This is a genomic window from Caldimonas mangrovi, from assembly GCF_023721835.1.
GTDB classification, from domain to species: Bacteria; Pseudomonadota; Gammaproteobacteria; order Burkholderiales; family Burkholderiaceae_C; genus Caldimonas; species Caldimonas mangrovi.
In genome coordinates, this window is record NZ_JAMKFE010000010.1 from 163,797 (window position 1) to 185,361 (window position 21,565).

The 21,565-nt window shown below is 69.0% G+C and carries 23 protein-coding genes; 17 read left to right on the forward strand and 6 right to left on the reverse strand.

Annotated features, from left to right (window positions below; genetic code table 11):
- The first annotated feature begins 67 nt into the window (after nt 1-67).
- Nucleotides 68-667 (forward strand): hemerythrin domain-containing protein, encoded by a 600-nt coding sequence (locus tag M8A51_RS16940; protein WP_251779695.1) that lies wholly within the window; start codon nt 68-70, stop codon nt 665-667.
- A gap of 3 nt (nt 668-670) precedes the next feature.
- Here the strand turns inward: M8A51_RS16940 and M8A51_RS16945 are convergent, their stop codons facing one another.
- Complete coding sequence (locus M8A51_RS16945; protein ID WP_251779696.1) at nt 671-1,693, reverse strand: hypothetical protein; 1,023 nt, start codon at nt 1,691-1,693, stop codon at nt 671-673.
- Nucleotides 1,694-1,846: 153 nt separating this feature from the next.
- Here M8A51_RS16945 and M8A51_RS16950 point away from each other — a divergent pair, with 153 nt between their 5' ends.
- Both M8A51_RS16950 and M8A51_RS16955 read left to right on the forward strand, forming a co-directional pair.
- Nucleotides 1,847-2,551, forward strand: a complete 705-nt coding sequence (locus M8A51_RS16950) for a response regulator (protein WP_251779697.1) — start codon at nt 1,847-1,849, stop codon at nt 2,549-2,551.
- Nucleotides 2,548-3,861 (forward strand): ATP-binding protein, encoded by a 1,314-nt coding sequence (locus tag M8A51_RS16955; RefSeq protein ID WP_251779698.1) that lies wholly within the window; start codon nt 2,548-2,550, stop codon nt 3,859-3,861. The genes M8A51_RS16950 and M8A51_RS16955 overlap by 4 nt, the downstream gene beginning before the upstream one ends.
- A 21-nt stretch (nt 3,862-3,882) precedes the next feature.
- Here M8A51_RS16955 and M8A51_RS16960 read toward each other — a convergent pair whose 3' ends face one another.
- Entirely contained in the window at nt 3,883-4,608 is a 726-nt protein-coding gene (locus tag M8A51_RS16960; RefSeq protein WP_251779699.1) for a DUF1223 domain-containing protein, read from the reverse strand.
- Nucleotides 4,609-4,744: 136 nt separating this feature from the next.
- Here M8A51_RS16960 and M8A51_RS16965 point away from each other — a divergent pair, with 136 nt between their 5' ends.
- The 4 genes from M8A51_RS16965 to M8A51_RS16980 all read left to right on the forward strand — a co-directional run bounded on the left by M8A51_RS16965 (nt 4,745) and on the right by M8A51_RS16980 (nt 10,269).
- On the forward strand, nt 4,745-7,081 hold the full coding sequence (locus tag M8A51_RS16965; protein WP_251779747.1) for a Tex family protein: 2,337 nt from the start codon (nt 4,745-4,747) through the stop codon (nt 7,079-7,081).
- An 82-nt stretch (nt 7,082-7,163) separates the two neighbouring features.
- Nucleotides 7,164-7,691 carry a superoxide dismutase family protein gene (locus M8A51_RS16970; RefSeq protein ID WP_251779700.1) on the forward strand — a complete coding sequence of 176 codons (528 nt, stop codon included), beginning with the start codon at nt 7,164-7,166 and terminating at the stop codon, nt 7,689-7,691.
- 103 nt (nt 7,692-7,794) lie between these two features.
- Nucleotides 7,795-8,901, forward strand: coding sequence for a patatin-like phospholipase family protein (locus M8A51_RS16975; RefSeq protein ID WP_251779701.1), 1,107 nt, complete (start codon nt 7,795-7,797; stop codon nt 8,899-8,901).
- Between the two features lie 48 nt (nt 8,902-8,949).
- A complete protein-coding gene (locus tag M8A51_RS16980) occupies nt 8,950-10,269 on the forward strand; it encodes a hemolysin family protein (protein WP_251779702.1) in 1,320 nt (439 codons plus the stop codon).
- 7 nt (nt 10,270-10,276) lie between these two features.
- On the opposite strand, the gene M8A51_RS16985 is transcribed toward M8A51_RS16980, so the two are convergent.
- Complete coding sequence (locus M8A51_RS16985; RefSeq protein WP_251779703.1) at nt 10,277-11,413, reverse strand: iron-containing alcohol dehydrogenase; 1,137 nt, start codon at nt 11,411-11,413, stop codon at nt 10,277-10,279.
- Nucleotides 11,414-11,501: 88 nt separating this feature from the next.
- On the opposite strand from M8A51_RS16985, the gene M8A51_RS16990 reads away from it, so the two are divergent.
- Genes M8A51_RS16990 through M8A51_RS17000 form a run of 3 tightly spaced genes read left to right on the forward strand, consistent with a single transcriptional unit; the run spans nt 11,502 to nt 14,151 of the window.
- A complete protein-coding gene (locus M8A51_RS16990) occupies nt 11,502-12,359 on the forward strand; it encodes a 2-keto-4-pentenoate hydratase (RefSeq protein WP_251779704.1) in 858 nt (285 codons plus the stop codon).
- Nucleotides 12,356-13,297 (forward strand): alpha/beta hydrolase, encoded by a 942-nt coding sequence (locus tag M8A51_RS16995; RefSeq protein ID WP_251779705.1) that lies wholly within the window; start codon nt 12,356-12,358, stop codon nt 13,295-13,297. Before M8A51_RS16990 ends, M8A51_RS16995 begins: the two co-directional genes overlap by 4 nt.
- On the forward strand, nt 13,294-14,151 hold the full coding sequence (locus M8A51_RS17000; protein ID WP_251779706.1) for a YbgC/FadM family acyl-CoA thioesterase: 858 nt from the start codon (nt 13,294-13,296) through the stop codon (nt 14,149-14,151). Before M8A51_RS16995 ends, M8A51_RS17000 begins: the two co-directional genes overlap by 4 nt.
- Before the next feature lie 7 nt (nt 14,152-14,158).
- On the opposite strand, the gene M8A51_RS17005 is transcribed toward M8A51_RS17000, so the two are convergent.
- The 3 genes from M8A51_RS17005 to ygfZ all read right to left on the reverse strand — a co-directional run bounded on the left by M8A51_RS17005 (nt 14,159) and on the right by ygfZ (nt 16,383).
- Nucleotides 14,159-15,073 (reverse strand): NRDE family protein, encoded by a 915-nt coding sequence (locus M8A51_RS17005; RefSeq protein ID WP_251779707.1) that lies wholly within the window; start codon nt 15,071-15,073, stop codon nt 14,159-14,161.
- The gene (locus M8A51_RS17010) at nt 15,064-15,351 is read right to left on the reverse strand and encodes a DUF4936 family protein (protein WP_251779708.1); all 288 of its coding nucleotides are present in this window, start codon (nt 15,349-15,351) and stop codon (nt 15,064-15,066) included. Before M8A51_RS17010 ends, M8A51_RS17005 begins: the two co-directional genes overlap by 10 nt.
- 69 nt (nt 15,352-15,420) lie before the next feature.
- Nucleotides 15,421-16,383: a CAF17-like 4Fe-4S cluster assembly/insertion protein YgfZ gene (gene ygfZ, locus M8A51_RS17015; protein ID WP_251779709.1), complete on the reverse strand. Its 963-nt coding sequence runs from the start codon at nt 16,381-16,383 to the stop codon at nt 15,421-15,423.
- 114 nt (nt 16,384-16,497) lie between these two features.
- Here ygfZ and mltG point away from each other — a divergent pair, with 114 nt between their 5' ends.
- From mltG to M8A51_RS17050, 7 genes are all read left to right on the forward strand, one after another.
- The gene (mltG, locus tag M8A51_RS17020) at nt 16,498-17,493 is read left to right on the forward strand and encodes an endolytic transglycosylase MltG (protein WP_251779710.1); all 996 of its coding nucleotides are present in this window, start codon (nt 16,498-16,500) and stop codon (nt 17,491-17,493) included.
- A gap of 12 nt (nt 17,494-17,505) precedes the next feature.
- Complete coding sequence (tmk, locus tag M8A51_RS17025) at nt 17,506-18,117, forward strand: dTMP kinase (protein ID WP_251779711.1); 612 nt, start codon at nt 17,506-17,508, stop codon at nt 18,115-18,117.
- A gap of 4 nt (nt 18,118-18,121) precedes the next feature.
- Entirely contained in the window at nt 18,122-19,126 is a 1,005-nt protein-coding gene (gene holB, locus M8A51_RS17030) for a DNA polymerase III subunit delta' (protein WP_251779712.1), read from the forward strand.
- Nucleotides 19,119-19,514, forward strand: a complete 396-nt coding sequence (locus tag M8A51_RS17035; protein ID WP_251779713.1) for a PilZ domain-containing protein — start codon at nt 19,119-19,121, stop codon at nt 19,512-19,514. Before holB ends, M8A51_RS17035 begins: the two co-directional genes overlap by 8 nt.
- 87 nt (nt 19,515-19,601) lie before the next feature.
- The gene (locus M8A51_RS17040; protein WP_251779714.1) at nt 19,602-20,390 is read left to right on the forward strand and encodes a TatD family hydrolase; all 789 of its coding nucleotides are present in this window, start codon (nt 19,602-19,604) and stop codon (nt 20,388-20,390) included.
- Nucleotides 20,391-20,459: 69 nt separating this feature from the next.
- Entirely contained in the window at nt 20,460-21,119 is a 660-nt protein-coding gene (locus M8A51_RS17045; RefSeq protein ID WP_251779715.1) for an ankyrin repeat domain-containing protein, read from the forward strand.
- A gap of 100 nt (nt 21,120-21,219) precedes the next feature.
- On the forward strand, nt 21,220-21,465 hold the full coding sequence (locus M8A51_RS17050; protein WP_251779716.1) for a hypothetical protein: 246 nt from the start codon (nt 21,220-21,222) through the stop codon (nt 21,463-21,465).
- Nucleotides 21,466-21,565: the final 100 nt, after the last annotated feature.

The following is a 21,565-nucleotide window of genomic DNA, read 5'->3' on the forward strand; positions in this document are numbered from 1 at the left end:
GCTCGGCAGCGGCGTGCCAGTGCGGCACGCCGTTTGCTCGACCGGTGTTCCCACCCGGAGCACCGCGATGAGCACCTTGCTGAACAAGCTGTCCCCGAGCGCGACCGACCTGATCCGCATGGACCACAGCCAAGTGCTGGACACCTTCCATCAGTTTCGCAGCGGCCTGTCGGCGGCCAAGAAGGAGGCCCTGGTCAACGCCACCTGCGTCTCGCTCGAGATCCACGCGCAGCTGGAAGAGGAAACCTTCTATCCGGCGCTGCGTGAGCTTGCGAATGACATCGCCGTGCTCGAAAAAAGTTTCCCCGAGCACGCCGAGATGCGGCGCCTGATCACGCGATTGCGTGCGATGACCGCGGTCGATCCCGACTACGACACCACCTACTTCGAACTCGTGCGCGACGTGTTGCACCATGTGGCCGACGAAGAGACGACCTTGTTGCCGGCTGCCGAACGGCTGATGCCGGAACGGCTCGGCGAACTCGGTGCGCAGATGGCGCGTCGCCGCGCGCAACTGATGACCTCTCGCGCCGGCGAAATCATGTCGAGCACGATGCGGTCGTTCCCTGAGAGTGCGGCCGTGATGGCGGCGGGTGCGGTGGGAGCCGGCTCCTACCTGATGCACCAGGCGGCCGACTGGGTGAAGGGCGTCGGCCGCCGACACTGAGCTTCAGCGGACGATGCCGTTGAGCCAGGCCTTGCGGATTTCACGGCCGCAGCGCAGCGACTGCATGCCGGCCCCGGACTCGCCGCCTGCCTCGGCATGGCGCGCAACAACACCCCACCATTGCTTGCTGGCGTCGATCCAGGGATAAAAGCCGAACGCACCGGCACTGCTGAAGGCGCCGTCGCCCTCAGGGGCGTCGGTCTCGACCCAGTGGCCGATGGAGTAGTGGAACAGCGCGTCCGGCGGCACCGGCGACTCGATCGCGCTGTCGCACAGAGCCGGCGTGGCGCACACCGCGTGGCTGCCGAGCAGGCTCCGGATGTGCAACTGTCCGGCGACCACGCGTTGCAGCAAGCGGCCGTACTCGGCGGCGCTGGTTTGCACGCCGCCGGGCAGTTGCGGTTGCGTGTAGGTGAGCCGCAGCGCGCCGTTCAGCCCGGCCATGATGTGCTGCGCCAGGGCCGCGTTGTCGTCCGCCGCCAGTCCCATCAACGTCGCGTGCTTCTGCATGTGCCCGCCGCTGTAGAAGAAGTAGCCGTCGTGCTCCGGGATGTAGCTGCCGTTGCGGATCACCGGCCCGTGGTTGGACTGGCATTGCCCGACCGTCTGGCCGGGCAGGCAGATGTCGAACTCGGTGTAGCCGCTGGTGAAGTTGAGCATCGCCACGTCTTCCTCGGTGAGGTGGCCGCCGCGCTGCTCGGCGACGTAGGCGCCGTAGATCAGTTTGGAGGCGGAGGCGATCGGCATCACCGTGCGCGCGGTCGGCGCGTCGATGCCGACGCTGCCTTGCGCACGCACGCCGGACGCGTCGCCGATCGACCAGTAGAAGGGGCGGATCGACGCGCAGGCGCCGCTGTTTCCCGCCGTGGCGCTGGCCGCTGCCTCGCGTTCGATGGCTGAGGGCGCTGCGGCGGTGCCGTCGTCGCCGCCGCCGCCGCAGGCCGACAGCGTCAGCGCGGCCGCGCACCACGCCAGCATGGCGGCGCGAAGGCGGGTCGGGTCCGGGCGGGATGTGGCGGTGTGCATGGCGCGGTCCTCCTCTTGTCGTCGGTTGAAGTCGTGCGGCGACTATCGCGGGCGCTGCACGGCCTGCCAACGGTTTTGTCATCGTTTGTCATCGAATCGAAGGCACAGCAACACCTTGCGAGCCCGTAACATCGCGCCAGAGCCTGGACCACGATGACCGACGCCCCCCGCATCCTCATTGCCGACGACGAAGCCGAGTTGCGCGGGCTGCTGCAGCGCTACTTCACCGAGCAGGGGCTGGGGGTGCGCGTGGTGGCGGACGCGGCGGCCGCCGAACGACTGCTCGCCCGCGAGCGCTTCGACGTGCTGGTGCTCGACGTGATGATGGTGGGCGAGGACGGCCTGTCGCTGTGCCGGCGGCTGCGCGCGCAGGGCGAGACGGTGCCCATCCTGATGCTCACCGCGCGCGGCGACCCGATCGACCGCGTCGTCGGCCTGGAGATGGGAGCGGACGACTATCTGTCCAAACCGTTCAACCCCCGCGAACTGCTGGCGCGCGTGCAGGCGATGGTGCGCCGCCAACGCATGCTCGGTGCGCATGGCGGCCCGCTCGGCGACGCGCCCGTCTCCTTCGGCCGCTATACGCTGCACGCCACGCAGCGCTGGCTTGAAAAAGACGGCCAGGCGGTGCCGTTGACCACGGCCGAGTTCTGCCTGCTGCACGCGCTGGTCAGCCATGCCGGCCGGCCCCTCGGGCGCGACCGGCTGATCGAACTCACGCACGGCCGCGACCACGAGGCCACCGACCGCAGCATCGACGTGCAGGTGATGCGGCTGCGGCGGCTGATCGAGGAGGACCCGGCAGCGCCCCGGCACATCAAGACGGTCTGGGGCGTGGGCTACGTTTTCGTGCCATGAGGCTGCTGCCGCGCTCGCTGTTCCGGCGCAACCTGCTGCTCATCGTCGGGTTGATCCTGCTCGGCCAGATCGCCAATGCCGTGTTGTTCCGCGAGTTGGTGATGAAGCCGCGGCTGCAACTGGCCGCCGATGCGGCCGTCAGCGAGCTGCTGGGGCTGCGCGAGGCCTTGCAGGCGGTGCCCGCGGGGCTGCGCGGTGAGGTGCTGGAACGTTTCAACCGCCACACCCGCGCCGTGGACGGGCCCGACGACCCGACCCGGCTGCTGCGGCGTGCCCGCCGGCTGCTGGAGCGCGGCTTCGTCGAGCAGGTGGGGCGAAGGGTCGCACCATACGATATCGGCGTGGCGTGGCGCGACCAGGGTCGCGACGCGCTCGTGGCGCAGCTGCGGCTCGAAGGCTCGGACTATCGGATCGATGTGCCGAGCCCGATGCTGGCACGTCAGTTCTCGCGCACGTGGCTGCTCAGCAGCGTGGCAACCGGGCTGCTGGCGGTGCTCGGTGCGTGGCTGATCCAGCGGCGCATCAACCGGCCGTTGAATGAACTCGTGGACGCCGCCGCTGCATTCGGCCAGGGCAATACGCCGCCGGCGTTGCCCGAAGACGGCCCGCCGGAGATCGCCACCGTCGCGCACGCCTTCAACCAGATGGTCGCCAGCCTCTCTCGCAACGAGCAGGAGCGCAGCCTGATGCTGGCGGGCTTGTCGCACGACCTGCGCACGCCGCTCGCCAAGATGCGGCTGGCGAGCGAAATGCTGCAGGGCCGAGGCGACGCGGAACTGCTCGCCAGCCTGGACCGCAACATCGAGGCGATGGACCGGCTGCTGACGCAATTCCTCGACTTCACCCGCCTCGGTGCGGCCGCCGGTGCGTCGCACGGGCCACTGACCGAGACCGACCTGAACGAGGTCGCACGTGAGGCTGTGTTGCTGGCCGGCGAGGGCATCTCGTTCGTGCCCGGCACCTTGTCGTCGCTGCGCCTGCAGCCTGACGCCGTGCGGCGCCTGGTACTGAATCTGGTCGTCAACGCGCAGCGCCATGGCGCACCGCCGATCGAGGTCGCGACCGGTACCCGAGGCGCCGAGACCTGGCTGGAAGTGCGTGACCGTGGCCCCGGCATTGCACCCGAAGTGGCCGAGACGTTGAAGGAGCCGTTTGCCCGCGGTGACCGTGCACGCGGCGGCGCCGACGGCGCCGGCCTCGGCCTCGCCATCGTCGAGCGGATTGCGCGCATGCACGGTGCGCGGCTCGACCTGCTGCCGCGCAGCGGCGGAGGACTCGTGGCGCGGGTGACCTGGGGCGGCCGCGCGTGAGTCGGCCTGCCTCGCCGGGCGTCAGCAGCCGAGCGACACTGCCTGCACCGGCCGCCCGGTGGCCGCGTCGTGCACCACCAGCACGACGCGGCGCGCCCGCTCGCCGGGCGGCACCTGCAGCGTGAAGTGCTGGGTTGCGCCGGCGTGGGCAGAGCGCATCGGCAGTTCGCGGTAGTGCCGCACCACCGCGTCGTGATGCAGCGTAGCGCCGTCGTTCTCGCCGGCCTTCACGGTCGTGCGGTGGCCGTCCTCGGTGACGGCCCAGTAGGCGCCCAGCGCAGGCGCGCCGGCGTGGGGGCGGATCTCGGCCTCGTAGGTGCCGGCTGCAAGGCGGCGCAGGCTGGCGTCCGCCAGGGCCGCGCCAGGCCCGGGCAGGCGGGTGATGCGGTGCCAGTCCTTGCGGTCTTCGCCATCAAGCACGACCTGCGGCGTGTAGACGAAGCCCAGGCCGAGCCGGTGCTGCCATTGCCGTTGCCGTTGGGTGTAGGCGGGGCTGGCGTAGCGGTCAGGCCAGCCGAGGCGGTCCCAGTAGTCCACGTGAAAGGCCAGCGCAATGACACCTGGGCCGGACTGCCGTTGCGTCAGCCAGCGGTCGGCCGGCGGGCATGAACTGCAGCCTTCGGAGGTGTACAGCTCGACCACGGTCGGCACGGTCGGGCCCCCGTGCGCCTGGCACGTGGCCTGTGCCTGCAGCGGGCCGGCGGCGCACGCCAGGGCGGCGGCCAGGACGTGGACAGGAGTGTTCATCGGCGACTCCGGCAGATCTGATGTGCATGGGTCGCAGAGAGCGTGACATTCCTTACACCGGGCGACGGGTCGGCCAAAAGCCCGCTGTCGCTATGGCAAACTGCGCCCCTTTCTTGGAACCACTGGGACGCGAGTGCTGGACAAGATCCTTCTTCAAATCGCGGCGGAACTCAAGGTCCGCCCCGCTCAAGTCAATGCCGCGGTCGAGCTGCTGGACGGCGGCGCCACCGTACCGTTCATCGCGCGCTATCGCAAAGAAGCCACCGACGGCCTGGACGACACGCAGCTGCGTGACCTCGAAACCCGGCTGACCTACCTGCGCGAGCTCGAAGAGCGCCGCGAGGCGGTGCTCAAGAGCATCGACGAACAGGGCAAGCTGACGCCGCAGTTGCGTGCCGCCCTCGAAGCCGCGCCGACCAAGCAGGAACTGGAAGACCTCTACCTGCCGTTCAAGCCCAAGCGCCGCACCAAGGCGATGATCGCGCGCGAGGCCGGCATCGAGCCGCTGGCCGACAAGCTGTTCGCCGACCCGACACTCGACCCGCAGACCGAGGCCGCTGCCTTCGTCAATGCCGACGCAGGTTTTGCAGACACCTTCGCGGTGCTCGACGGCGTGCGCGACATCCTGTCCGAGCGCTGGGCCGAAGACGCGGCGCTGGTCGGCAAGCTGCGCGAGTGGCTGTGGGAGGAGGGCCTGTTCCAGTCGAAATTGATGGACGGCAAGGACCAGAACAACCCTGACGTCGCCAAGTTCCGCGACTACTTCGACTATGACGAGCCGATCCGCACGGTGCCCTCGCACCGCGCGCTGGCTGTGTTCCGCGGCCGCACCCAGGAGTTCCTCGACGCCAAGCTGGTGCTCGACGAGGAAGTCGTGCCCGGCCAGCCGACCCTGGCCGAAGGCCGCATCGCACGCCACCTCGGCTGGAGCCATGGCAAGCGTGCGGCCGACGACCTGATCCGCAAGACCATCGGCTGGACCTGGAAGGTCAAGCTGTCGCTGAGCCTGGAGCGTGACCTGTTCTCTCGGCTGCGGGAAGAAGCCGAGAAGACCGCGATCAAGGTGTTCGCCGAGAACCTGCGCGACCTGCTGCTGGCGGCGCCCGCCGGCCGGCGCGTCGTGATGGGGCTGGACCCGGGCATCCGCACCGGCGTCAAGGTGGCCGTGGTCAACGAGACCGGCAAGGTCGTGGACACCTCCACCGTCTACCCGCACGAGCCGCGTTGCGACTGGGAAGGCTCGATCCACACGCTGGGCCGCCTGTGCGCGACACATGGCGTCAACCTGATCGCGATCGGCAACGGCACCGCCAGCCGCGAGACCGACAAGCTGGCCGGCGACCTGATCAAGCGTATCCAGCAGCTCGCGCCCGGCACCGAGATCGAGAAAGTGGTGGTCAGCGAAGCGGGTGCATCGGTGTACTCGGCTTCCGAGTACGCGAGCAAGGAACTGCCCGAACTGGACGTGAGCCTGCGCGGGGCGGTCAGCATCGCACGCCGCGTGCAGGACCCGCTGGCCGAACTGGTGAAGATCGAGCCCAAGAGCATCGGCGTCGGCCAGTACCAGCACGACGTCAACCAGAGCGAGCTGGCGCGCAGCCTGAACGCGGTGGTGGAGGACTGCGTGAACTCGGTGGGCGTGGACCTGAACACCGCGTCGTCGCCGCTGCTGGCGCGTGTGTCGGGATTGAGCTCCGCGGTGGCCGCCAGCATCGTACGCTGGCGCGACGCCAATGGCGCCTTCCGCTCGCGGCAACAGCTGCTGGACGTGGCGGGGCTGGGCGCCAAGACTTTCGAGCAGGCGGCAGGATTCCTGCGCATCCGCGACGGCGACAACCCGCTCGACATGTCGGGCGTGCACCCGGAGACCTACCCCGTGGTCGAGAAGATCCTGGCGGCGACGGCCAGGCCGATCACTGAGCTGATGGGCCGCTCGGACGTCATCAAGGGGCTGAAGCCCGAAGCCTACGCCGACGAGAAGTTCGGCGCGATCACCGTCAAGGACATCCTGGCCGAGCTGGAAAAGCCGGGTCGCGACCCGCGCCCCGACTTCAAGGTGGCACGCTTCAACGACGGCGTCGAGGACATCAAGGACCTGCAGCCCGGCATGGTGCTGGAGGGCACGGTCAGCAACGTCGCGCAGTTCGGCGCCTTCGTCGACCTCGGCGTGCACCAGGACGGCCTGGTGCACGTGAGCCAGCTGTCCAGCAAGTTCGTCAACGACGCGCGTGAGGTCGTGAAGACCGGCGACATCGTCAGGGTGAAGGTGCTGGAGATCGACCTGGCCCGCAAGCGCATCTCGCTGACGATGAAGCTCGACGCAGCCGCCCCGCGCGGCGGCGCCGGCGAACGCGACAACAGCTTCCGCCCGGCCGGCCGCGGCGAGCGCCACAACGCCCCCCGGGGCGGTGCGCAGCCGGCGCCGCAGTCGGCCATGGCCGCCGCATTCGCGAAGTTGCAAACCAAGCGCTGAACGCGTATCGAGGCGCAACGCACCTGCCGCGTCGGCGGGTGCGCCTCTTACCATGGCCGTCTCATCGACTCAGGAGACAGCCATGCATTTGACCCGTTGCATCGTCCCCGCCGCCGCGGTCGCCTTGCTGGCCGCCTGCAGCCATGGCATGCATCACGGCGGCGCCGCGGCCGTGGCCGAGCTGCAGCCCACGCGCGGCAACACGACCGCCGGCAGTGTGCGCTTCGAGCAGCACGGCCCGCATGTGATGGTGTTCGCGCGCGTGACCGGCTTGCAGCCGAACCGGGAGCACGGCTTCCACGTGCACGAGAAGGGCGATTGTTCCAGCGGCGACGGCATGAGCGCCGGCGGGCACTTCAACCCGCTCGGCAAGCCGCACGGCCACCCGGCCAAGAGCGACCATCACGCCGGCGACATGCCCAACCTGAAGGCCGACGGCCACGGCATCGCCGAGGCGAAGTTCCATCTCGATGGCGTCACGGTCGGCTCCGGCGCCACCGACATCGTCGGCAAGGGGCTGATCGTGCATGCCAACCCCGACGACTACACCTCGCAGCCGGTGGGCAATGCGGGGGGGCGCCTCGCCTGCGCGGTGATCGTGAAACGCTGACGCCTGCCGGACTGACGCCCGTGGCCGCACGCCCGATAATCTGCGTTTTCGCACGGGCGTGCGTCGCTGACTCGACGGCGCAGGCCCTGAAGACTTCCAGGGCATGCAAGCACTACAGATCTATGCCGGGCCGCGTGCGCTCCAGCACATCCGCGAACGCGGGCTGCGCCCGCGTGACGTCCGCGCCGTCGCGGGCGCTGCCGGCGGGCCGAAAGGCCTCATCCTCAACCACCTCGATCGCCATGTGTTCGGATCCTGGCTGCCGTCGAGCGAGCACACGGTCCACCTGATCGGTGCGTCGATCGGGGGCTGGCGCATGGCCGCCGGGGCGCTGGCCGACCCGGCTGGTGCTTTCGAGCGTCTGGCCCGGGACTACATCCACGAGCGCTACGAGATCGAGCCGGGACGGCGCACGCCGAGTGCCGAGCAGGTGAGCCGGCGTTTCGCGGCCGAATTGGCGGCTTTCTTCGACGGGCAGATCGACCGGGTGGTGGCGCACCCGCGCTACCGGCTGCACATCGTCACGTCGCGCGGCCGGCACCTGCTGTCCCGGGAAGGGCGCTGGCGCACACCGCTCGGCTACCTGGGCGCGGTGCTCAGCAACGCGGCGAGTCGCAAGGCCCTGAGCGCATGGCTCGAGCGAGTGGTGTTCTCGACGCCCGGCGAAGCGTTGCCGCTGAAGCTGAACGACCTCAGGCACCGCCTGGTGCCGCTCGATACGCGCAACTTCACGCCGGCGCTGCTGGCTTCGTGCTCGATCCCTTTCGTGCTGAAGGCGGTGCATGACATCCCCGGCGGGCCGCCCGGCGCGTACTGGGACGGCGGCATCACCGACTACCACCTGCACTGGAACTACAGCTCGCTGCTCGGTGCCGCACAGGCGCAGGCCGACGAGTGCGGTGGCCTGGTGCTGTATCCGCACTTCCAGCAGGCGCTGGTGCCCGGATGGCTCGACAAGGCCTGGAAGGCGCGGCACCGCGCGACGCCGTATCTCGACAACGTGGTGGTGCTCGCGCCGCGTGCTGATTGGGTGCGCACGCTGCCGAACGCCAAGCTGCCCGATCGCCAGGATTTCAAGCGCTACGGTGCCGACGTCGAGGCGCGGATGCGCGACTGGAGCCGGGCCGTGGCAGACAGCGAACGCCTGGCCGACGAATGGGCGCAGTGGCTGGCGCGCGGCACGCCGGTGGAAGCCGTCCAGCCACTCTGAATACACTAGGTCCCGACCCGCCGCCCGACAAGGCGGGTGGAGCATTGCATGGGCCTCACCGCCAGCCTGTTTTTCATCGCGCTGCTGATCGGCGCCAGCGCGTTCTTTTCGATCGCCGAGATCTCGATGGCGGCGGCCCGCCGGCTGCGTCTGCGCCAGATGGCCGACGAAGGCGAGCCTCGCGCGCAACGGGTGATCGAGGTGCAGGAGCAACCGGGCAACTACTTCACCGTGGTGCAGATCGGGCTCAACGCGGTGGCCATTCTCGGCGGCATCGTCGGGGAGGGGGCGCTGACGCCCTACATCGTGCAGATGCTGCTGTGGACCGATATCGCCGACGGCACCGCCCAGTCGCTCGGCCTGGTGCTGTCCTTTCTGGTGATCACGTCGCTGTTCATCCTGTTTGCCGACCTGTTCCCCAAGCGGCTGGGCATGATCCAGCCCGAGCAGGTGGCGATCCGCGTGGTGCGGCCGATGCAGTGGTGGGCCGCGCTGCTGAAGCCGGTGGTGTGGGTGTTCAACAGCCTGGCCAATGCGTTGTTCACGCTGTTCGGCTTGCCGGCCAAACGCGACGACCGCATCACGCACGACGACATCCTGGCGCTGGCCGAGGCCGGGGCCCAGGCGGGCCTGCTGCTGGAGCAGGAGCAGCAGGTGATCGCCAACGTGTTCGAACTCGACGTGCGCACCGTCGAGAGCGCCATGACCTCGCGCGAGCGCATCGTCTACTTCCTGCTCGACGACGACGAGGAGCAGATCCGCACCCGCATCGCCGCCGAGCCGCACTCGACCTACCTGGTCTGCGACGAGCACATCGACCAGGTGGTCGGCTACGTCGACGCGGCCGACCTGTTCCAGCGCGTGCTGACCAACGAGCCGATCTCGCTGCAGCCGCCGGCCTCCGAGGGGCTGCTGCAGAAGGTGCTGATCGTGCCGGACCGCATCACGCTGTCGGAGATGCTGACGCAGTTCCGTCAGGCGCACGAGGACTTCGCGGTGATCGTCAACGAGTACAGCCTGGTGGTCGGCGTCATCACGCTCAACGACGTGATGAGCACCGTGATGGGCAGCCTGGTCGGGCCGCACGACGAAGAGCAGATCGTGCGGCGTGACGACGGTTCGTGGCTGATCGACGGCGTGACGCCCATCGTCGACGTGATGCGCGCGATCGGGCTGGAGGAGCTGCCGCACACCGGCCAGTACGACACGCTGGCCGGCTTCCTGATGGTGATGCTGCGCCGCATCCCGCGGCGCACCGACAGCGTCACCTGGGACGGCTACAAGTTCGAGGTGATGGACGTCGACAGCTACCGCATCGACCAGGTCATGGTGACGCGGCTCGCGGCGATCGCGCCGCCGCCGGCATAGGGCGGCCTCACATCGACGCTTCGAGCATCTCGCGGTAGTCCTCGGCGCCGGCCAGCCGCGGGTTGGTCTTGTGGCAGTGGTCGGCCAGCGCGCCGTCGATCACCTTGCCGAAGCATGCGCGCTCGACGCCCATCGCGGCCAGCCCGGCCGGCAGGCCGAGCCGGGCGTTCATCTCGAGGATCGCGTCCGGGATGTCGCCGGCCGAAGCCAGCCCCATCGCATGTGCCATTCGCTCGAGCCGTCGCTCGCTGCGCACCGAGTCGGCCTGCGCATTGAAGCGCACCACGGCCGGCAGGAACATCGCATTCAAGGTGCCGTGGTGCAGCCGCGGGTTCACGCCGCCCAGGCTGTGGCTCAGGCTGTGCACACAACCCAGGCCTTTCTGGAACGCCATCGCGCCCTGCATGGACGCGCTCATCATCTGGCGGCGCGCCTCGCGGTCGGCGCCGTTCGAGCAAGCCCGGCCGATGTGTGCCCAGCCGCGCTCCAGCCCGTCGAGTGCGATGCCGTCGGCCGGCGGGTTGAAGGCGGCCGACATGAAGGTTTCCATGCAGTGCGCGATCGCGTCCATGCCGGTGGCAGCGGTCAGGCCGGCTGGGAGTCCGAGCGTCAGCTCGGGGTCGCAGATCGCGGTCTTCGGGACCAGGTGCCACGAATGGAAGCCGAGCTTGCGGCCGTCGTCGACGATGACGATGGCGCCGCGCGCCACTTCGCTGCCGGTGCCGGCCGTCGTCGGCACCGCGATCAGCGGCGCGACGCGCTCGGTGATCTTCGGGCTGCCGCCTTCGATCGTTGCGTACGTCTTCAGCGGGCCGGGATGGGTGGCGGCGATCGCGACGCCCTTGGCGAGGTCGATGCTCGAGCCGCCACCGACCGCGACCAGGCCGTCGCAGCCTTCGCGCTGGAACACCTCGACGGCGGCACGCACGGCTGCCTCGGTCGGGTTGGACGGCGTCTGGTCGAACACCGCGCAGCTCGAGCCGGACATGGCGTCGAGGGCACGCTGCAGCACGCCTGCCGCGCGCACGCCGGCGTCGGTGACGACCAGCGGCCGGCGAATGCCTGCGCGCTCGCATTCCTGCGGCAGCAGCATGACGGCGCCGAAGTCGAACTGGATCTGGGTGACGTAGTGGATGAGGGACATGGCAGTGAAGTGCGGCGCGCAGCGCGCACACGGGGGCAGATGAAGACCAGTATGCTTGCCGTCCTGACGGAGACCATCGGGAGACACCATGACGCGACCGTTCTTGCGCTGCCTGGCAGCATTCACGCTGGCGGCCTCGGCCGCTGTCTCGCACGCGACATGCCCGGGCGACGTGGAGACTGCGGTGCTGGTGGCCCGCTACATGAGCCTCCAACCGGCCGACAACCCGCCGCCGATGAGCATCGGGGACGCCGAGTGCGGGCGCGACAAGATGGTCCGCTTCATGGAGCAGCAGCTGGGGCTGCGTGCCGGCTACAAGGCGGGCCTGACCAACCCTGCAGTGCAGAAGCGATTCAAGCACGACGCCCCGGTACGCGGTGTGCTGTTCTCGGCAATGCTGCTGCCCGACGGCGCGCAGTTCCCGGCGAAGTTCGGCGCACGGCCGTTGTTCGAGGCCGACCTGATGGTGCGCGTCAAGGACGAGGGTGTCCACGACGCGAAGACGCCGGCCGAGGTGCTGCAGCACCTCGAGGCGATCATCCCGCTGATCGAGCTGCCTGATCTGATCGTGCGCGACCCGTCCCGGCTCGACGGCCCCGGTGTCGCCTCGATCAACGTCGGTGCGCGCTGGGCCGTGATGGGTGCCGAAATCAAGCCGACGCCGGCGATGGAAGCGCAGTTGGCCCGCATGGTCGTCAAGGTCCTGGATGGGGACGGTCGCGAGCTGGACCGCGGTCAGGGCTCGGACGTGCTGGGCCACCCGCTCAACGCCGTGATCTGGCTGGCGCAGGACGTCGCCCGCGGCGGCGGGCGGCTGAAGCGCGGCGACCTGCTGAGCCTGGGCTCGTTCTCGAAACTGATGCCGCCGAAGCCCGGCCTGTGGGTCAAGGTGGTCTACGAAGGACTGGAAGGCACGCCGGAGGTCGGCGTGAGTTTTCGCGAATGACGCCATCGCTGCTGCTGACCCCCAAGATGCGCGGCGTGATCGACCGGATCCACCGCGCGCACCGCCCGCCGTACCACTCGTTGCCGCCGACGGAGGCGCGCCTGGCCTACGAGGCCGCGGCCGAGATCCTTGACCTGCCGCGTGCGCCGCTGCCGCGTGTCGAGGACCTGACGCTGCCCGCCGACGACGGCACGCCGCTGCGTGCCCGGCTGTATGCCTCGTCGCACGGACGGCTGCCGGTGCTGCTGTACCTGCATGGCGGCGGCTTCACGATCGGCGGCATCGAGACGCACGACAGCCTGTGCCGCCAGTTCGCGCTGCGCAGCGGCGCGGCCGTGGTCTCGCTCGAATACCGGCTGGCGCCCGAGCACCGCTTTCCGACCGCGGTGGAGGACGCCTGGGCCGGGCTGCGCCGCTTGCACGAGCAGGCTGCGGCGCTGGGGCTCGACGGCACGCGGCTGGCGGTCGGCGGCGACAGCGCAGGCGGCACGCTGGCCGCGGTGTGTGCAATCCTGGCGCGCGACGCCGGCCTGCCGCTCGCACTGCAACTGCTCATCACGCCGGGCACGACGGCCTACCAGGACACCGGTTCGCACACCTTGTTCGCCAACGGCTTCATCCTGGAGCAGGCCGCGATCGACTGGTTCTTCGACCAGTACATCGAGCACCGCCATCGCAACGACTGGCGCTTCGCGCCATTGAACGCCGACGACGTCGAAGGTGTCGCGCCGGCATGGGTCTGCCTGGCCGAATGCGACCCGCTGGTCGACGAAGGTATCGCCTATGCCGACCGGCTGCGCATGGCCGGTGTCGCCGTTACCCTGGACCTGTACAAAGGCGTCACGCACGACTTCATCAAGATGGGCCGTGCGATCCCCGAGGCACTGCAGGCCCAGGCCGCCGGTGCCCAACTGCTCCAGGAGGTGCTGTTCCCATGAAACGCAGTGATTTCCGCTTCCTTCATCGGCTGCGCGTACGCTGGGCCGAGGTCGACGCACAGAAAATCGTCTTCAACGGCCACTATCTGATGTACTTCGACACCGCGATCTCGGACTACTGGCGAGCGCTCGGGCTGCCGTACCCCGAAGCGCTCGAAGCCTACGGCGGAGACCTGTACGTGAAGAAGGCGGGCGTCGAATACCACGCGTCCGCCCGCTACGACGACGTGCTTGACGTCGGCATCCGCTCGACGCGCATCGGCAACTCGTCGATGGTGTTCGCGCTGGCGATCTTCCGGCACGACGAGTTGCTGATCACGGGCGAGCTGGTATACGTCTATGCCGACCCGAAGACGCAGACCTCCATGGCCGTGCCGCAGGAACTGCGCGACGTGATCGCTGCCTACGAGGCCGGCAAGAGCATGGTCGACGTACGCGTCGGCAGCTGGGACGAACTCGGGCGCGATGCGCAGCTGATCCGCACCGAGGTGTTCGTGCAGGAGCAGCGCATTCCGGCCGAGATGGAGTGGGACGAGGCCGACCGCGCCTGCGTGCATGCGGTCGCGTACAACCGCTTCGGCATGCCGCTGGCGACCGGCCGCCTGCTGGAGCACGTGCCGGGCGTTGCGAAGATCGGCCGCATGGCCGCCCGTCGCACGATGCGCGGCGGTGGGGTGGGGCGGGCGGTGCTGGATGCGCTGATGCGGGCCGCGCGCGAGCGGGGCTACCGCGAGGCGCTGCTGCATGCGCAGACTTCGGCGGCGGCTTTCTACAGCCGGGCGGGGTTCGTCGAGCGCGGGCCGGAATTCGAGGAGGCCGGTATCCCGCACGTGGAGATGGTCAAGACCCTCTGACGGCGCGTCAGGCGGTGCGGCGTGCGCGTGCCGTCTTCAGCGGCCCGGCCGCCGGGCCGGAACTCATCGTGGCGGCCGGCAGCGGCATCGGTGTGGTCGCGCTTTCCTTCTGTTGCGGGGGCCAGTGCTTCAAGGTCGAACGGCGCAGCAGTGCGACGCCCGGGCCGCGGGTGTTGCTGAAGGTGCGCTCGATCACGTGCGTGACCGTGCGTCGGCGCAGCCGCTCGGTGATGACGACGGTCGAACAGCGCGTGCCGTAGCGGCCGTCCGGTGTGCGTATGAACGCCGGCGCCAGCCAGCGTTCCCACTCGATCGGCACGCCGGTGCGCGGCAGGAATTCGTCGGCGATCTCGGTGCGGTCGCCCAGCGCAAGGAAAAGCTGCTCGGCCAGGGCATCGGCCGACTCGGCCTCTTTCACTGCGCCGCGCACCTGTTGCTTCAGGCGCTCGACCTTGGGCCATGGCGTGTCGAGCAGCGCGTTCGACAGGCCATAGACGCCGCGCTCGAGCCGTTGCGGAAAGCGCGCACGGTTCGAGCCCCAGAAACACTCGCCCTGGGCCAGGTCGGCCGCGATCAGATTGAAACCGTTGTGGCCGCTCAAGCCCACCTGCATCCAGAAGCGGTCCATCGGCAGGTCGCCACGCAGCCACAGCGGCACGATCTCGCCGCGCGACGGTGCCCCGGGGTCGACGTCGGCCGGGTTGCGGATATTCGTCAGCAGGCCCAGGCGGCCTTCGTTGGTGAGGCCCAGCCAGGTGCCGCCGGCTTTCAGGTCGCGCCCGCCGAGGATCTCCGGGCCGCCGTGGTCCGGTGTCCACCAGCCGAGCCGGTTCGCCGGGCGGTCGAAGTATTCGTCGCGGTTGGCCGCGATGACGAGCGGAAAGCGCCGGCTGGCGTCGATCGCGACGGCGGCTAGACACATGGCACGAACACCTCGACGTGGCGCGGCCCCTGCAGCCGGGGGCTCAACGCGAGTGCTGCCGCGGCGATGTCGGTCTCGATCGCCTCGTTCACGCCCTCGGGGTGGGTGTAGGTCTCCATCCAGGTCTGCATGCCGTCTTTCTCTTGCGGGCGGCGCCACAGTGCGGCCTGCAAGCCGGCGTGACGCTCGCGCAGCGTGTCCTGCATCGCCTCGACCACGGCCCGCGCAGCGGCTGCGTCGGCCGAGGCGATCCGATAGTAGATGAAAAGGCTGCGCAAGCGGGCGACCCCCACGTGAACTAATGGGGCCGCAGGCCCGGGCGCGGGGTGACGGATTTCACGCCGGATTCAGGTTTCCGTCGGCAATGCATACGGCAACGCCCGCAGCGTGAGCGCTGCACCGTCAGCCGACCCGAGGTACAAGCTGCCGCCCTCGGTGGCGGCGATCTTCAGTTCGGCGAACACGCTCCAGTCGCCGCCCGGGGCCGGTGCAGCGTCGACCACCATGCCGCAGGGCTGGCCCGGATCGGCGCTGTGGAACAGCTCCTGCCCGGCGGCCGCTTCGACCGGCGAGTGCAGCAGAAAGCCGCGCCGTTTCAACGTGCCGCGGTATTGGCTGCGGGCGACGACCTCCTGGCCGGGGTAGCAGCCTTTCTTGAAGCTGACGCCGCCGACGGCTTCGAAGTTGACCATCTGCGGGACGAACTGATCCGCCGTGGCGGCGCTGATCACCGGCACCGCGCTTTCGACCTCGAGCCAGCGCCAGGCGGAAAGGTCGAGAGTGGGCAGCGCGAACGTCGGCAGCGTCGCCTGCTGGGCGTCGGCGGCCACGAGCCAGAGGTAGCGCGGCAGCCCGGCGGCGTCCGGCAGGCGCACCACGCTGCCGCCGTGCGCGCGGCTTCTGGCCCAGGGCCGCTGCGGGGCTGCGTCGCCGAGCCAATCGGTCGCGGCCGGCCCCACGAGGCCGAACAGCTGTACGCCGGCGGTGGCGTCCGACAGCTTGGCCTTGGCACGCAACACGAACATCGACAGCCGTTTCAGCGAAGGCGCCAGCACCTCGGCGTGGCACAGCAGCAGCACGCGCTCGGGTGTGTCCTTCCAGCCGATGAAGCCGGCCAGCAACCGGCCCTTCGGCGAGCAGTAGCCGGCAAGCCTCGCATCGGCATCGCCGAGCAGCGAGAAGTCCTGCGTCAGTTGGCTGTGCAGGAAGCTGGACGCGTCGGTGCCGTCGACGGCGATGACACCCCAGTGGGCCAGGGGCACTGCGCCTTGCGGCGCAGCGGGAGCGGGCAGCGAGCTATCGGTGGTCATGCCTCCATTATCATCAGCGGCCCATCCACCGGCGCTGCCGTGGTTTCACGGCGCGGCCGTGGCTGCTGCAACGCTCGGTTTCGCCCTCCAACGTTCCATAGATCGACAGCACCGATGAAACTGTTCCGGCGTCTGCTTGGCATCGTCGTCCTGCTGGCCGTCCTCGCGGCGGCCGCCGTCGCCTGGTGGGTGCACCAGCCGCTGCCGCTGGCGTCGGCGTCGGTGGAATTCTCGGTGGAACCCGGCATGACACCCCGCCAGATCGCCAACGGCTGGGCGGCTGCAGGGGTTCGGACCTCCGGCTTCGCGCTGTACGAATGGTTCCGCTGGTCGGGCCAGGCGCGGCGCATCCGCGCGGGCAACTACCAGATCGACGCAGGGACCACCCCACGCGAGTTGTTGCGCAAGATGGTGCTCGGCGACGAGACGCTGTCGACCGTGCGCCTGATCGAAGGCTGGACCTTCCGTCAGGTGCGCGCCGAGCTCGCCCGCGCACCGGGCCTCAAGCCTGCGACCCAGACCATGAGCGACGCCGAGATCATGGCGTCGATCGGCGCGCCGGGCCTGCACCCGGAAGGCCGCTTTTTCCCCGACACCTATGCCTACAGCCGCGGCAGCACCGATCTGGAGGTGCTGAAGCGTGCCCACCGGGCGATGGACAAGCGCCTGGCCGACGCCTGGGCGCAGCGCGCCGCGAGCGTGCCGCTGAAGACGCCCGAGGAGGCGCTGATCCTGGCGTCCATCGTCGAGAAGGAGACCGGCGTCGCGACCGACCGCGGCATGGTGTCGGGCGTGTTCAACAACCGCCTGCGCATCGGCATGGCCTTGCAGACCGACCCCGCGGTGATCTACGGCGTGGGCGAGAGCTTCGACGGCAATTTGCGCAAGCACCATCTGCAGACCGACACCCCGTACAACACCTACACCCGCCCGGGGCTGCCGCCCACGCCGATCTCGATGCCCGGCAAGGCTTCGCTGCTGGCGGCGGTGAGACCCGACACGACCAAGGCGCTGTACTTCGTCTCGCGCGGCGACGGCAGCAGCGTGTTCAGCGAGACCCTGGCCGAGCACAATCGCGCGGTAGACAAATACCAGCGGCGGCGGCGCTGAGGCGACACATCCATGAGCGGGCTTTTCATCAGCTTCGAAGGCATCGACGGCGCCGGCAAGTCGACGCACGTCCAGGCGGTGGCAGACCGCCTGCGAGCGGCAGGCCGGGACGTCGTGCTGACGCGCGAGCCAGGGGGGACCCCGCTGGCCGAGCGGTTGCGCGAGATGGTGCTGCATGAGCCGATGGACGCCCTGACCGAGTCGCTGCTGATCTTTGCGGCGCGGCGCGACCACCTGCAGCAGGTGATCGAGCCTGCGCTGCGGCGCGGCGCGGTCGTGCTGTGCGACCGCTACACCGACGCCACGTTCGCCTACCAGGGCGCCGGGCGGGGTTTCGATCTTGCGGTGCTGGCACAGCTGGAGCAGTGGGTGCAGCAGGGGCGGCAGCCCGATCTGACGCTGTGGTTCGACCTGGCCCCGGAGGTGGCGGCGCAACGGCTGGCGCGCGCGCGCGTGCCGGACCGGTTCGAGCAGCAGCCGGCCGAGTTCTTTCGTCGCGTCAACGAGGGCTACCGGGCACGGGCACGGGCCGACGCGGCGCGGTTCGTGGCGATCGACGCCTCGGCCGAACGCGATGCGGTGTGGCGCGCCATCGAGTCGGCGCTGCAGGCGCGGGGGTTGTGAACCGATGAGCTTCTCGCTGCCTTACCCTTGGCTCGAAGCCACGCTGCGCGGATTGCTCGCGACCCACCGCGGTCATGCCGTGCTGCTGGCCGGCCCGCAAGGCGTCGGCCAATTCGAACTGGCGCTCGCGCTGGCCCAGGCCTGGCTGTGCGAAAGCGATGCGCCGGCCCCACCCTGCGGCGTCTGCACCAGCTGCGGGCTGGTGCGGTCTCACACCCACCCCGACCTGGTCGTGCTGCTGCCTGAGGCACTGCAGGAAGAGTTGGGCTGGGGCTCGGCGGAAGCCGAATCCGAGGCCAAGGCGAGCAAGGCCAAGCCCAGCCGGGAGATCAAGGTCGACGCCTTGCGTCGCGTGGTCGAGTTCGCGCAGCAGACCAGCTCGCGCGGTGTCGCAAAGGTGGTGCTGGTGCACCCGGCCGAGCGCATGAACGCGATCTCGGCGAACACGCTGCTGAAGACGCTGGAAGAGCCCCCGGGCCAGGCGCGCTTCGTGTTGAGCACCGAGGCGATCGACGCGCTGCTGCCGACCATCCGCAGCCGCTGCCAGCACCTGCGGCTGTCGCCGCCCGAGGCCGGCACCGCGTTGCAGTGGCTGCAGGCGCAGGGCATGCCGAACGCCGACGTGCTGCTCGCCGCGGCCGGCGGCCAGCCGGTGACGGCGCTGCAGCTGAAGCAGCAAGGGCTGGACGCGGCTGCCTGGCTGCAACTGCCAGAGCGGCTGGTCAAGGGCGAGGTCGCGGCGCTCGCCGGCTGGCCGGTGCCGCGGGCGGTGGACGCGCTGCAAAAGGTGTGTCACGACGCGATGTGCGTGGCCGGCGGCGCGCCGCCGCGCTACTTCTCGAGCGAAGGTTTCCGCAGCATGCGCGCCAGCATCGACGACCTGGCCGCCTGGTCGCGCGAGCTGCGCCGTGTCGCACGTCACGAAGAGCACCCCTGGAACGCCGGACTGTTGCTGGAGTCGCTTGTGAGCCAGGCTCGCCGCGCCTTACACTCGGCCACATATGAGTGAGCCCACGACCCGCCCGCCGGCGCCCGCCGCACCGGCCGGTGGCACGCCTGCGCGGCCCAGCGTCATCCAGCTGGTGTTCCGCGAAAAGGGCGCCCTGTACGCCGCCTACATTTCCGCCTTCGCCGACGGCGGCCTGTTCGTGCCGACGACACGCGAGTACCGGCTGGGCGAAGACATCTACCTGCTGCTGTCGCTGCCGGAAGATCCGCAGCGCTACCCGGTCGCCGGCAAGGTGGCCTGGATCACCCCGGCCAACGCCTCGGGCGGGCGCACGCAGGGTGTCGGAGTGCGCTTCCCGAGCGACGAGAAGTCGCGTCTGCTGAAGGTCAAGATCGAGGAGCTGCTCGGCACCGCGATCCAGTCGGCCAAACCCACGCAGACCATCTGACCACGGCTGCTGCGCGCATTTCCGCTCGCGTGTAGGCTGTCGGTCTTCCTTCCTCATTTCGATCGCCGCGTCGCGGCGGGACGCTGCATGTTCGTCGACTCCCATTGCCACCTGAGCTTTCCTGAACTGACCGAGAACCTGGACGCCATTCGCGACGCGATGGCCGCTGCGCAAGTCGATCGCGCGCTGTGCATCTGCACCACGCTGGAGGAGTTCCCAGAGGTGCACGCGCTGGCAAGGCGCTATGACAACTTCTGGGCCAGCGCCGGCGTGCACCCCGACAACGAGGGTGTGCAGGAACCGAGCGTCGAGCAACTGGTGGAACTGGCGCAGCGCGAAAAAGTGGTTGCGGTCGGCGAAACCGGGCTCGACTACTACCGCCTGAATGGCCGCAGCGTGGCGGACATGGAGTGGCAGCGCGAGCGCTTTCGCTGCCACATCCGCGCCGCCAGGCAGGTGGACAAGCCGCTCGTCATCCACACACGCAGCGCGTCGGATGACACGCTGGCGATCCTGCGCGAAGAAGGCGGCGACACGGCCGGCGGCGTGTTCCATTGCTTCACCGAGACCCAGGCGGTGGCCGACGCCGGGCTCGATCTCGGCTTCTATATTTCTTTTTCGGGCATCCTGACCTTTCGCAACGCTGAAGACCTGCGCCAGGTGGCCCGCCGTGTGCCTCTGGACCGCTGCCTGATCGAAACCGACAGCCCTTACCTGGCGCCGGTGCCGTACCGGGGCAAGACCAACAACCCGTCCTACGTGCCTTACGTGGCACGCCAGATCGCCGAGTTGAAGGGCGTGTCGGTGGAGGAGGTTGCCGAGGCCACCAGCCGGAACTTCGAGCGGTTGTTCAAGGTCGGCACAGCTCGAGGTTGACTTGAGGTTTCTTGCCCAAGTGCTTGTCCGCAAAGAAAAACATCGACAAGGAAAATGATGAGAAACTGGTTGAAGAAACTTGTTTATCTCGGTGTCCTGGCTGGAGTTTCTTCTGCTTCTGCAGGATCGTACGAAGATTTCTTCCGTGCCATCAAGCGAGACGACGGCGCGACCGTGCAGGAGTTGCTGCAGCGCGGCTTCGACCCGAACACCGTCGATCCGGAGGGGCGTGGCGGCCTGTTGATCGCATTGCAGGAGCCTTCGCTCAAGGCTGCCGACGCGCTGATGCAGCATCCGCAGGTCGACGTCAATCGCCTCAATGCCGTGGGCGAGTCGCCGCTGATGATGGCGGCACTGAAAGGACAACTCGACTGGTGCAAGCGCCTCATCGAGCGGGGCGCCGACATCAACAAGACCGGGTGGACACCGCTGCACTATGCGGCGACCAGCGGCAACATGCCGATCATCGAGCTGCTGCTGGAACACCACGCCTTCATCGACGCCGAGTCGCCGAATGGCACGACGCCGCTGATGATGGCTGCCCGCTATGGCAGCGAGGACTCGGCGCGCCAGCTGATGGCGGCGGGCGCCGACCCGACGATGCGCAACGAACGCGAGTTGAATGCGGCCGATTTCGCGCGCAGCGTCAACCGCGAGCAACTGGCCCAGGCGCTGGAAGGCTATGCGCGCGAATACGCCGCCCGCAATGGCAGCGCGGGAAAACGCTAGTGGGAGAAAATCCGACACCGCGATTGGTGCAGGCCTGACTGTTACCTGAAGATACGCGGTCCTAAAGTCGGCTGCATGGTCGTTCCCATGGAGATGACACATGCAAACTCCCGAACCCGCCGCGCCGGAACCTGTCGCCCCCGCAGTCGCGCCCAACCCGTTCGCGCTGATGATGGACCCGCGATCGGTGCTGGACGTGGTCGAGCATTCGCAGAGGCTGGCCAGACTGAAGAGCCGCATCTATCGCCCGCTCGACAAGCCGGCGTCCGGCAAGGCCGAGGGTGCGACCACGGCGTTCGACCACGGCATCGAGATCGAGCCGGAGTTCGTCGAACTGCCTGAATGAACCCGCCTGGCTGGTGCCGGGCCGGCGCGCAGACAAGAAACAGCTAACAGCATCCGCAGGCCCGGGCCGTTCCGGCGCCTCGCCGTGACCGTGGCAGAGG